This window comes from Roseateles sp. FW301-B2, from assembly GCF_058788955.1.
The window spans coordinates 1-11,637 of sequence record NZ_JBYTBE010000005.1 but is presented as its reverse complement, the minus strand read 5'-3'; the positions used below and the strand labels follow the sequence as shown (position 1 = coordinate 11,637).

Sequence of the window (11,637 nt, the reverse complement as noted above, 5' to 3'; positions counted from 1 at the left end):
GGGCGCCTACAACACCATACAGAGGGATCTCCTATGAAGAAACTCGTGGCACTCGCCATCGCCGCCGCCTGCGCGGCTCCCGCCTTCGCCGGCGACTTTTACATCGGCGCCGATGTGGGCCGCACCCGCATCTCCGACGACGACATGAAGTGGAGCGGCACCGGCGCGTCCATCTTCGGTGGCTACCAGCTGAACGAGAACCTGGGCCTGGAGCTGGGCTATCGCCGGCTCGGCAGCGACAGCGTGACCGTGGCCAACACCAAGGTCGACGTGAAGGCCGACGCCCTGCAGGCTTCGCTGCTGGCGACGCTGCCCCTGTCCAAGGAATTCGGCGTGTACGGCCGCCTGGGCGTGAACCGCATCGAGGCCAAGGCCACGGCCGGCGGCAACTCGGCCAAGGACAGCACCACCAAGGCGCTGTTCGGCATCGGCCTGCGCTATGCCGTCAGCAAGGAATTCGGCCTGCGCGCCGAGTTCCAGAAGCCCGAGAGCAGCACCAATGTGCTGACCGTCGGCGCCGACATCCGCTTCTAAACAAGCACGTCCCGATTCGCGATCAGGCCAAGGGCCGGCGGCGCAAGCTGCCGGCCTTTTCTTTCATGCGCCGCGCTCACTTCACCACGAACACCGGCACCTTGGCCAGGGTCAGCACCTTGTGCGCCACGCTGCCCAGCAGCACCGCATCGAGGCCGCGCCGGCCGTGCGAACCCATCACGATCAGGTCGGCGCCGTAGGCCTTGGCATGCTCGACGATGCTTTGCGCCGGGCCATGCTCGCGCAGCACATGCGAGACCCAGGCCACGCCGGCCGCCTTGGCCGCCGCCTCGGCCGCGGCGATGCCCTGCTTGGCACCTTCCTCGGCCGCATCCAGGTAATAGGCCAATGCCTCGCCGCCGCCCTCGGGAAAGCTCACGAAGGGCACCGGATCGATCACGCTGACGATCTCCAGCGCCGCGCCATAGCGCTTGGCCAGGTCGCAGGCCACCGCGGCGGCGCGCGCCGCATGCTCGGAACCGTCGGTGGGGAGCAGGATGCGTTTGAACATGGAATCCTCCTTGGCAATGATGGCTTTACCATCATGCCACCGCACTTGCGGCCCCGGCGGCGCTGGGCACAATGAAGCGCAAATCCCGGGAGTCTCATGAGCGAGGAATTGAAGCCGCCGCCCGAGCCCGAACAACGCCTGCTCGCGCGCATCGCGACGGTCAGCCCCTACGTGGCCCTGCTGCTGGCCCTGGGCATCGTCTGGGCCGCCTGGGGCTGGTTTGCGCTGGTCTACCCGCGCCAGCAGCTCGAGACCTGGGAGCAGACCATGCACGACGCGGTGCTGGTGACCAGCCAGAACATGGAAAGCTCGCTGCGCCAGGCTGAAAGCGCGCTGCGCTCCATCGATCTGCTGCTGCTGACCCGCGCCAAGGACAGCCCCGCCAACGACGCCACCGTGGCCCTGATGGCCGATGGCCTGAAGGAAAGCTCGGCCGGGCTGATGGAGCTGATGCTGGTGACGCGCGATGGCCGCGTGTTCCGCATTCCCACCACCAGCAGCCATGCCTCGGCCGACCTGGCCCACCATGCGCTGATGCGCGAGCTGGCGGCGCAGCCGCCGGGCGGCAGCCTGCTGATCGGCAGCCCGGTGCGGCTGAAGCCGAATGGCCGCGAGCTGATGCCGATGGCGCTGCGGCTGAGCGCACCGATCGGCGCATTCAGCCATCTGCTCGCGATGATCGATCTGGAGCTGCTGGCCGAGCAGCAGCGCCCCGACCTCGGCCACCCCGACCTGAACCCGCGCGACACCGCCGTCGGCCTGCTGCGCGACGACGGCCTGCTGATGCTGCGCCTGCCGCGCCTCGACGACGAGCGCGCCCAGCCCGGCATCAATGTGCTGGACGAGCGCCCGGCGCTGCGCGCGCGCCTGGCCGAGCGCAAGGGCAGCTTCCGCCAGCTGGGCTGGGACGGCCACGACCGCCTGTTCTCGTTCCGCGCCTTCGAGAACTATGCGCTCAGGCTGGTGATCTCGCAGTCGGTGGACGCCAGCCTGGCGGAGTTCCACGCGCAACGCCTGGCCCTGCTGGCGGTGGCGCTGGCGGTGAGCCTGGGCGCCACCCTGCTGACGGTGCTGCTGCAGCGCGCGCGGGCGCGCAGCAATCTCTACGACGCCGAGCTGCGCGCCACCAGCGATGCCCTGCCGCTAGGCCTGTTCCGCTGCGATATGCGGGGCCGGGTGGTGTATGCCAACCAGACCTATCGCGAGCTGATCGGCGTGTCCGAAAGCGAGCAGGATTTCGGCTGGCTGAAGCTGGTGCCCGAGGCCGAGCGCGCCGCCGCGCTGCAGCGCTGGCGCGGCGGCATCGAGCGCGGCGAGCCGCAGGAGCTGATCCGCTCGCTGCCGCTGCGCGAGGGCCAGCAGCATCTGGTCTCGATCCGCACCGCGCCGTTGCGCGTGGGCAAGCGCGTGGTCGGGCAGGTCGGCACCTTCACCGACATCACCCGCGCGGCACAGCAGCAGCAGGCCGCCCAGACGCTCACCGCGATCTTCGACCTGACGCCCAACTATGTGCTGCAAAGCGATGCCGAGGGGCGGCTGATCTACCTGAACCCTGCCGTGCGCCGCCTGCTGGGGCTGGCGCCCGAGGCGCCGCTGCAGGGCCTGCACATCGCCCAGTACCTACCGCCGCAAAGCCGTGCCCGCTACGAGCAAGAGGTGCTGCCGGCGCTGCAGGGCGAGGGCTACTGGTTCGGCCGCGGCGAACTGCTGGACGGCGCCGGCCAGGTGGTGCCGGTGGAGACCACCGTGCTGATGCACCGCAACAGCGCCGGCGCGGCCGAGACCATCTCGATGATTCTGCGCAATATCAGCGCCGAGCTGCAGACGCAGCGCGAGCGCAGCCGCAGCGAGGCGATCCTGCAGGCGGTGGCGCAGAACTCGCAGGCGCTGATTTCGGTCATCGACCCCGACTACAAGGTGCGCTTCTTCAACGACGCCTTCGCCAGCACCCATGGCGTGCGGCTGGCCGATTGCCTGGGCCGGCCGGTGGCCGAGGTGATCGGCGCGGCCGCCTTCCAGCACACCCTGCCCTATATCCGCGCCGCCCTGCAGGGCCAGCGCGGCCAGTTCGAGCGCAGCCATGGCGAGCCGGGCGAGGCGCAGTACCTGCAGATCCAGTACGCGCCGCTGCGCAACGCGGATGGCGAGATCGAGGGCGTGATCGGCATTTCGCACGACATCAGCGAGATCAAGCGCGAGGAGCAGCGCCTGCGCGATGCCTCGCGCACCGACCCGCTGACCCAGCTGCTCAACCGCAGCGGCTTTGCCGCCCAGGTGCAGGAGCGCCTCGCCCAGGCGCATGAGCAGGATGACTGGGTGGCCCTGCTCTACCTGGACCTGGACCGCTTCAAGCCCGTCAACGACAGCCATGGCCACCCGATCGGCGATGCGCTGCTGAAGGCGGTGGCCGGGCGCCTGCGCCATGCCCTGCGCGGCGAGGACATCGTGGCGCGCCTGGGCGGCGACGAGTTCGCGGTGTTCCTGCCGCACCTGGCCCATACCGGCGACGCCCAGCTGATCGCCGACAAGCTCGTGCATGCGATCGGCCAGCTCTTCACGCTGGGCCATCTGCAGCTGCAGATCGGCGCCAGCGTGGGCTTTTGCGTGGTGCCGGCGGTGCAGGCTGAGATGGACGGCCTTGTGGCGCGCGCCGATGCGGCGCTCTACCAGGCCAAGCGCGAGGGGCGCGGACGCGCGCGCGGCGAAGTCCTCAGTGCGCCGCCACCTGCCTGACGCGCAAGAGTGCCAGCTGCAGCACGCGCGCGTCGCTGCTGGCGCGGTGGCGGCTGATCTGCAACTCGGCGCGCACCTCGTCCAGCACGCGCTGCCAGCAGGCCGTCTCGGCCTCGGAGAGCAGGCTGCGCAGATCGGCGAGGCGGAAGCTGGGCACCAGGTCCACCACATCGAAGAGCCGCGCCAGCCAGGGATAGTCGTGCGCCCAGGCATCGCAGTAGACGGTCTGGCCGGCCAGGCGCTCGTTGGCCTCGCGCGCCACCCAGGCCGCCGGCCGGCCATGCTGCAGCAGCAGCTCGCGGCTGATGCCGTGCAGGGCCTCGGCTCGCTCGTCCCAGTGCAGCCAGTCGGGGTCGGGCCGTATCAGGGTGCAAAAGCAGCTGCCGTCCGGCGCCACGAAGCCCAGCTCGATCGGGTAGCTGCCGCGGCCGAAACCCGAGGCTTCAAGATCCAGGATCGCAGGAGGCCACGGCATGGTCGCGCGCTCGCTGATGGGGGGAGCCCTCAGTGTAGCGGGCGATCGCCGTGCCCATGCGCAAGACTTGACCCTCGCGCAGGCCGGGCAGCAGCGCCAGCCCCGGCGGCAGGAACACGATGATGGTGGAGCCATGCTGGAACCAGCCCAGCTCCTCGCCCTTGGCCGCGTTGGCCTGGCAGGGCAGTTCGTTGGGGCCGCGCCAGCCCAGATGCAGCAGCAGGTCCAGACAATGCAGGCGCAGGCTGGCCACCAGGATGGCGGCCACCGGCACGATGGCAATGGGCAGCTCGGGCAGCGCGCTGGCGCGCAGCCGCGCATGGATGGCGGCGCGCTCGTTGCGGCAGAACAGGCGCTCGACGCGCTTGAGCGCGATCGGGTTCACGTTCCAGGTATCGCCGGCGATGTGCGTCACATGCTCGATGCGCAGATCCGCCGGCGCATGGAAGCGGTGGTACATGGCCGAGGTCAGGCGCAGCGTCAGGTAGCTGCCGTCCACAAAGGGCGTGGCGCGCGCCGCGCTGCCGAACAGCTCCTCGATGCGATAGGGGTAGCCCTTGGCCTGGAACAGCTGGCCCGCCCGCACCCGGCCATGCGCGCCGACGATGCCGTCGCAGGGGCTGGTGAGGCACAGCGGGTCGGCATCCAGCGGGCGCGCGCCAGCTTGCAGCTCGCGGATGAAGCAGTCGTGCAGGCTGCGGTAGCCACCCGGGGGCTGCTTGGCATCGCTGAGATCCAGCTCGGTGAAGAGCCGCCACACGCGGATCGACAGCCGCGCCAGCAGCGGGCTGCGCAGCTGGCTGAACCAGCCCATCGCGCGGGTCAGCGCGATGCGCGGCACCCGGTTGGTGAGCAGGAAGTTCAGATCCTCCTGCTGCAGCAGGGCATTGCGCCAAGGGCTTTTTGCTTGCTTTTTCATCAGAGCGTCAACTGATTGCGGTTCCATGCAGTCTGCCCACTGCATGTGACATATGGACGAGACCCTGCCCCTCTACCTCTTCGGCGCGCTGGCCCTGGGCGCGCTGGCCCCCAAGGCCTGGCGCCGCCTGCAGCTCTCGCGCGCCAAGCACCGCTCGCTGGCCGGCCACGCGCGCATGGCCAAGCGCGTGGCGGCGTGGCTGCCCGGCTATGCCTACGATGAGGCGCGCTTCTTCGCCGCCGACGGCGCGCCGCCCGAGGTCGCGGCGCAGCGCCGCGCCGGCTTCATGGCGCTGGCGCAATGGCTGCAGACCCAGCACCCGCGCTCGATCGCCCTCAACGACGAGGCCCGCGAGGGTCTCTCGGACCTGCAGTTCACCGGCGCCTACCGCGTGCCCTTCCAGTTCAGCCCCTTCCTGCGCCGCCATCTCAAGCTGGGCGCCTTCTACGCCGCCAGCGACGGCGTGCTGCTGCGCGATCTGGACGGCCAGGCCTTCTACGACCTCAGCGGCTCTTATGGCGTGAACGTGTTCGGCGTCGAGCGCTACAAGCGCTGCATCGCCGAGGGCAGCGCGCGCGTGGCGGCGCTGGGCCCGGTGCTGGGCGGCCTGCATCCGGTGGTGGCGGAGAACGTGGCGCGGTTGCGCCGCATCTCCGGCCTGGACGAGGTGAGCTTCCATATGTCGGGCACCGAGGCGGTGATGCAGGCCGTGCGGCTGGCGCGTTATCACACGCGCCGCAGCCATCTGGTGCGCTTCTGCGGCGCCTACCATGGCTGGTGGGAGGATGTGCAGCCGGGCCCCGGCAACCCGCAACCGCCGCGCGACACCTACACGCTGGCCGACCTGGACCCGCGCGCGCTGGCGGTGCTGCGCACGCGCACCGACATCGCCTGCGTGCTGGTGAACCCGCTGCAGGCCCTGCACCCCAACCGCGGCGCGCCGGGCGACAGCGCGCTGCTGGACAGCTCGCGCCGCGCCGGCGCAGACCCTGCCCAGCGCGCCGCCTACACGGCCTGGCTGCAGCAGCTGCGCCAGGTCTGCAGCGAGCGCGGCATCGTGCTGATCTTCGACGAGATCTTCGTCGGCTTCCGGCTGGCGCGCGGCGGCGCGCAGGAGTACTTCGGCGTGCGCGCCGACATGGTCACCTATGGCAAGACCCTGGGCGGCGGCCTGCCGGTGGGCGTGCTGTGCGGCCGCGCCGCGCTGATGAAGCGCTTTCGCGAGGAGCGCCCGGCCGACATCTGCTTTGCGCGCGGCACCTTCAACGCCCACCCCTATGTGATGGGCGCGATGGCGAGCTTTCTCGACTATCTGGAAACGCCCGAGGCCGACGCGATCTACGAGGGGCTGGACGCTCGCCAGGATGCGCGCGCCGCCCGCATGAACGCGGCCCTGCAGGTGGCCGGCCTGCCGCTGCGCGTGGCCAACCTCTCATCGATCTGGACCGTCGTCTACACGGCGCCCTCGCGCTACAACTGGATGCTGCAGTTCTATCTGCGCGCCCAAGGCCTGGCGCTGAGCTGGGTCGGCACCGGCCGGCTGATCTTCAGCCTCGACTACAGCGAGGCCCAGTTCGACGCGGTGCTGCAGCGCTTCGTCGCCGCTGGCAGGGCCATGCAGGCCGATGGCTGGTGGTGGGCGCCGCCCGGCCAGACCGACAAGCGCATCAAGCGCCAGCTGCTCAGGGAGGTGCTGGCGCGCATGTTCTGATCGCAGCGCCGCCACGCTGCCAGAATGTTGTGCAGCACGACATCGAACGCCGCCGCATCGGGAGCAGCGCATGACGCAGGTCCGTCCCATTGTTCATCACATCCCCATCTGCCCCTTCAGCCAGCGGCTGGAGATCCTGCTCAGGCTGAAGGGCGCGGCCGACGCACTCGAATTCCGCGTCGTCGACATCACCAAGCCGCGTGATCCGGGCCTGCTCGCCAAGACGCGCAACGTCACGGCACTGCCGGTGCTGGAACTCGCCGACGGCCGCATCCTGAAGGAGAGCCTGGTGATCCTGCGCTACCTCGAGGACACGCTGGACGGCCCGCCCGTCGCGCAGCGTGATCCGTGGAAGCACGCGATCGAGCACCAGCTCGTGCGCCTGGAAGGCGACTTCGTGGCGGCGGGGTATCGGCTGCTGATGGCGCAGGACGAAACGCAACGCGCGGCCCTGCGCGAGGTCATGCTCGAGCAATACGCAAAGCTGAACGGAGCCCTGCTCGAGCACGCGCCGGACGGCCCCTTCCTGTTCGACTCGTTCGGCTGGGCGGAGACGGTCTACACGCCATTCTTTTGGCGCTTCGAGTTCCTGCCCTACTACGAAGGCTTTGAACTGCCAGCGGACGCTCGCTTCGAGCGCGTGCGCGCCTGGCGCGAAGCCTGTCAGGCACACCCGGCCGCCCAGCAAGTCACGGCCGAGGAGATCGTGAAGCTCTACTACGACTATTCGCTCGGCGTGGGCAATGGCGCGCTGCCGGCGGGGCGGCAGCATTCCTCCTTCGTGTTCCAGCCCGACTGGCGCAACCGGCCCTGGCCACCGCGCGGCAAGCCGCGCCCTGCAGCGACGGACGCGGATCTCGGGCTCGCCTGATGCTCAGGCGAGCCGCTCGTCAAGGACCTTCGGGCCAGGCTGGCGGCGGCGGAGCGGCATGTTGGCATCGAGGTGGGCGAGACCCTCGAGATCACCGAGCAGGCAGAGCGCTGGCCATGAGGATGACCGGCCGCCCCTGCATGAGGGCCGGGGTGGGGGAAGCCGCTAGCTGCAGCTTTCTGGCCTGGGACCGGATGGGCGCTTGCGGCCGGGAGCGGAAGTTCGCTCATCCGATGCAGGAGACAGTTCTAGGCTGATAGGCGAAGTTCATGAACGGCCGCTTTGCGGCATCACAGTGCTGGGTAGAACGTCTATGGGGCTGCGCACGGCGCCGCCTCCAACCCTGAGCACGTGGGTGTAGATCATGGTTGTGGCGGCATCAGAATGGCCGAGCAACTCCTGGACCGTTCGAATGTCGTAGCCAGACTGAAGAAGATGCGTTGCGAATGAGCGTCTGAGCGTGTGCGGTGACACTGGCTTGGTCACGCCGGCGGCGTTGGCTGCACGCTTGAACGCCCGCTGGAAAGTCTGGTCGTACATGTGATGCCGCCGAACGATCCCACTGCGAGGGTCCACCGAGTGATGGTCTTGAGGAAATACCCAGAACCACGCCCAGGTTGACCCGGCGCGTGGATACTTCCGGTCGAGGGCATCCGGCATCTCGACGCCGCCTCGCTGCTCTTGTTGATCTTGCAGCCACACCGCGTGGGCCTTGGCCAACTGCTCACGCAAGCCAGGCTCCAGTGACTTTGGCAGCATCACCACTCGGTCTTTTGCCCCTTTGCCCTCGCGCACAATAATGGCGCCGTGCGAGAAGTCCACGTCCTTGACACGCAAGTGCAGGCCTTCGGTGATGCGCATGCCAGTGCCGTACAGCAATTGCCCGAATAGCCTCCACTCGGAGTCCAGCCTGGACAGGACATGGGCGACCTCGTCGCGCGACATGACCACCGGCAAACGTCGCTGGGGGCGCGGGCGACCAATCTCCGACATCCATGGCAGTTGCACCCCAAGCACTTTCCCGTAAAGAAATAGAAGGGCAGACAAGGCTTGTCGGTGTGTGGCCGGCGCCACTTGGCGTTCGCTGGCCAGCCAACTGAGGAAGGACTCAACAGCAGTGCCGTCAAGGTCTCGTGGATGCCGCAGCCCGTGATGCCGGATAAAGGCTCGGGCCCAGAACACATAGGCATCCTCGGTGCTGGGGCTGTAATGCAGGAAACGGATGCGTTCGCGCAGCTGATCCAATAGCCGCGGCGACGTTAGCGGAGGCAGGTCAGCCGAGCGGACGGCTGGGCGAGGCGCCTTGCTCCTGATTTCCCCCATCGGTGCGATAGACGGGTCGCGCATGTGCATCTCCAATGCGCAAAGCTGCCCCCACTGTGGGTTGCTACCAAGCAATCCAGCATGAAGTGCAGCTCAGAATCTCGGTGCTGCGTTTGACTGTTATTTAATACTGTTGTTTTGTACAGCTTATGCCACCCAAAGCCAAGCTGCAAGCCGCTTGCAGCCGTGACGCCTCGGACATGTTAGGGAGACAGTGCGCCAAGTTATGCGTCACTGCTGTCTCCATATATCCAAGTTAGGCCTTCTGCCATGCGAACAATCGGTTGGCTCATCGCAATGCTCCTGAACTGTGCCGCCATTGCAGTGTTTGCGTCGTCCGCGTTCGAAGTTGAGGCTCCTGCAAAGGCACGTGTCATCGGTGCCGGTGTTACGGCGGTCTTCTTGGCGATCACCGCATTTCTGGCGCTGGCGCGTCTTGCGCGGCTGCCCTCTTGGGGCTCTCAGGCAATGCTGAGCCTTTGCTCGAGCCTTCCGGTCCTGTGGCTGCTTGGTTCGCTGGACTACGGAATCTTGTCAGGTCAAGAGTTGCTGTCTGTGCTGTTCGTTTCACTATTTGCGTGGTGTACCTGGCGTGCATTCAGGCTCTTTCCACCACAGGCCTAACCATTCGCTCAACTGGACCCACAACGGCATGCCACCTCCGGGCCTCATTTCATTCTGGCCCTTCGGCGTCCTGCCTTCGCGGGCCGGTTAGCTTCAACGTTAGGCCTTATGTCCAAAGCTATGCGCGTGTTCTGCTTGCTTTCAGTCATCGCGCTGATTGCAGGCTCGTTTTGGCTATACACCGTTGGTCAGAAGAACGGCTCATTCTTGGCGGCCTGCCTCGTCTATCCGCTAGGGTGCATTGTTCTTATGGGCGAGGCCTTCGGTCCACTAGTCAAGGAGCTACCAAAGCGCCCCTACATGGGTGAGTCTCGGGCAATCCTGGCGCAACGAGAACTCGAGGACTTGCGGAAGCTAAACCCAAACTCAAAGTGGCTTGCGAACTACTCTGCAGTCAAAGCGGGCCTGCTTCTCGGATTCGTTGTCTGGGTGATCGTGCTGGCACTTCTGTATGCAAAGTAGCTTCTGTCGTCTTTGCACTGTGGGTTTCGGTATTTTCAGCCTAACCCAGCGCTCAACCGGACACGCAACGGCATGCCTCCGCGTGCCGGTTAGCTAGAACGTTAGGCCTCTATGAAATGGCTCCGGAAAGCGACTCAAATGCTAGGCAGAGGCCTGCGGTTGGCGCTCGCGGTCATCGCCGCCTTGTGGATCTGCTGGGCAGTCGCCTACAAGCTCATTCTTGGCTTCACTCCGATTTGGCTTGATCTGGCTACTTATGGGGGTGCAGGCGTCGCGATGCTGCTTGCTTGGCTAGTGGGGCGAGGCAGCAAATTCAACTACTCGCGCGAATCCGAGAACGGACAGGACAAACCTGAGAGGGAGCTATGAGAACGCTCGCCCGCAAAGGCAAGAATGCAGTGCTAGTCAGCCGGAGGCCTAACCTGTCGCTCGAGCCGACTCGCGTCGGCAGGCCGCCGCTCGCGGCTCGGCTTCAACGTTAGGCATGTGCATGTCGCTGCGCACCGAAAGAATCGTGCTTTGGATGGCTGGTCCTTTGCTCGCGATTGCCCTAGTTGCACTTGCGATCATTGGTCGCAGTGGGCCGGGATTCTTCTTCCTTTCGCTAGTTGGCGGGACGGCACTTATGGTTGGCATGCCTCTGCTACAAGTGCTGCTGCTGAGATTTGCCTGGTTTAAGGGCCGCGATCGTGCAGTGTGCGGGATATCGCTGCTTGTTGTTTTGGCTGGGTTGCTCGTCCCCATCTTCCTAGGCGTCTTCAGCTTCTGGTGAGCGCATGCATAAAAATCACAGGCCTAACCTGTCGCTCGAGCCGACACGCGTCGGCAGGCCGCCGCTCGCGGCTCAGCTTCAACGTTAGGCCACAGAAAGCACCCAGTGGAGATTGTCGAAATCGATGGCTCACAGTTCGCGACGTTGGAGGAGTTCTTCTTTCATTTCGGCGAGCGTGCGCTTACGGCCCCGTGGGGTACGAATTTGGACTCGTTCAACGATGTCTTGCGCGGTGGCTTCGGTACTCCAAATTGCTTCATTCTTCGATGGAAGAATCATGCAATTTCCAGTCAGCGCCTAGGGCATGAGGAAACTGTGCGCCAACTTGAGCTCAAGCTGAGCCGATGCCATCCATCCAACAGACCTGCTGTTGTGCTTGAGTTGGAGGCAGCGCGCCAAAACAGAGGGCCAACGGTCTTTGACTGGCTCATTGAAGTCATCCAAGAGCATGGCCCAGGCGGCCCAGAGGCGGAAGACCAAGTCCACTTGGAGCTTGCATGAAACTGTGGCCTAACCAGTCGCTCGAGCCGACTCGCGTCGGCAAGCCGCCGCTCGCGGCTCAGCTTCAACCTTGAGCGACCGGTTTCGGGCGTCGATCCCGTCCAGTCGTATGGCTGCTGTCGCTGGCGGATTCAACCGGTCATCGCAACACATTCGCTGAATCGCTCAGCGGGCGTTTGGAAGCCGAGCGTCTTGCGTGGC

11 protein-coding genes are annotated in these 11,637 nt (G+C 66.3%); 7 read left to right on the top strand and 4 right to left on the bottom strand.

What is annotated here, in order from left to right; all coding sequences use genetic code 11:
- The first annotated feature begins 33 nt into the window (after window positions 1-33).
- Window positions 34-534 (top strand): outer membrane beta-barrel protein, encoded by a 501-nt coding sequence (locus tag AC3WQY_RS05150; RefSeq protein ID WP_492706378.1) that lies wholly within the window; start codon window positions 34-36, stop codon window positions 532-534.
- 76 nt (window positions 535-610) lie between these two features.
- On the opposite strand, the gene AC3WQY_RS05145 is transcribed toward AC3WQY_RS05150, so the two are convergent.
- Window positions 611-1,045 carry a universal stress protein gene (locus AC3WQY_RS05145; RefSeq protein ID WP_492706376.1) on the bottom strand — a complete coding sequence of 145 codons (435 nt, stop codon included), beginning with the start codon at window positions 1,043-1,045 and terminating at the stop codon, window positions 611-613.
- Window positions 1,046-1,141: 96 nt separating this feature from the next.
- Between AC3WQY_RS05145 and AC3WQY_RS05140 the strand changes: the two genes are divergently transcribed.
- On the top strand, window positions 1,142-3,778 hold the full coding sequence (locus AC3WQY_RS05140; protein WP_492706374.1) for a PAS domain-containing protein: 2,637 nt from the start codon (window positions 1,142-1,144) through the stop codon (window positions 3,776-3,778).
- On the opposite strand, the gene AC3WQY_RS05135 is transcribed toward AC3WQY_RS05140, so the two are convergent.
- Both AC3WQY_RS05135 and asd read right to left on the bottom strand, forming a co-directional pair.
- The gene (locus tag AC3WQY_RS05135) at window positions 3,756-4,253 is read right to left on the bottom strand and encodes a 3'-5' exonuclease (protein ID WP_285233640.1); all 498 of its coding nucleotides are present in this window, start codon (window positions 4,251-4,253) and stop codon (window positions 3,756-3,758) included. The genes AC3WQY_RS05140 and AC3WQY_RS05135 overlap by 23 nt on opposite strands.
- Entirely contained in the window at window positions 4,222-5,172 is a 951-nt protein-coding gene (asd, locus tag AC3WQY_RS05130; protein ID WP_492706371.1) for an archaetidylserine decarboxylase, read from the bottom strand. The genes AC3WQY_RS05135 and asd overlap by 32 nt, the downstream gene beginning before the upstream one ends.
- A 52-nt stretch (window positions 5,173-5,224) precedes the next feature.
- Between asd and AC3WQY_RS05125 the strand changes: the two genes are divergently transcribed.
- A complete protein-coding gene (locus tag AC3WQY_RS05125) occupies window positions 5,225-6,883 on the top strand; it encodes an aminotransferase class III-fold pyridoxal phosphate-dependent enzyme (protein ID WP_492706368.1) in 1,659 nt (552 codons plus the stop codon).
- A gap of 70 nt (window positions 6,884-6,953) precedes the next feature.
- Window positions 6,954-7,754 (top strand): glutathione S-transferase family protein, encoded by an 801-nt coding sequence (locus AC3WQY_RS05120; protein WP_492706366.1) that lies wholly within the window; start codon window positions 6,954-6,956, stop codon window positions 7,752-7,754.
- Between the two features lie 267 nt (window positions 7,755-8,021).
- Here AC3WQY_RS05120 and AC3WQY_RS05115 read toward each other — a convergent pair whose 3' ends face one another.
- Window positions 8,022-9,077, bottom strand: coding sequence for an integron integrase (locus tag AC3WQY_RS05115; RefSeq protein WP_492706625.1), 1,056 nt, complete (start codon window positions 9,075-9,077; stop codon window positions 8,022-8,024).
- Between the two features lie 270 nt (window positions 9,078-9,347).
- On the opposite strand from AC3WQY_RS05115, the gene AC3WQY_RS05110 reads away from it, so the two are divergent.
- From AC3WQY_RS05110 to AC3WQY_RS05100, 3 genes are all read left to right on the top strand, one after another.
- A complete protein-coding gene (locus AC3WQY_RS05110) occupies window positions 9,348-9,701 on the top strand; it encodes a hypothetical protein (protein ID WP_492706364.1) in 354 nt (117 codons plus the stop codon).
- A 952-nt stretch (window positions 9,702-10,653) separates the two neighbouring features.
- Window positions 10,654-10,935, top strand: a complete 282-nt coding sequence (locus tag AC3WQY_RS05105; protein WP_492706362.1) for a hypothetical protein — start codon at window positions 10,654-10,656, stop codon at window positions 10,933-10,935.
- A gap of 105 nt (window positions 10,936-11,040) precedes the next feature.
- Window positions 11,041-11,436 (top strand): barstar family protein, encoded by a 396-nt coding sequence (locus tag AC3WQY_RS05100; RefSeq protein WP_492706359.1) that lies wholly within the window; start codon window positions 11,041-11,043, stop codon window positions 11,434-11,436.
- Window positions 11,437-11,637 lie beyond the last annotated feature (201 nt).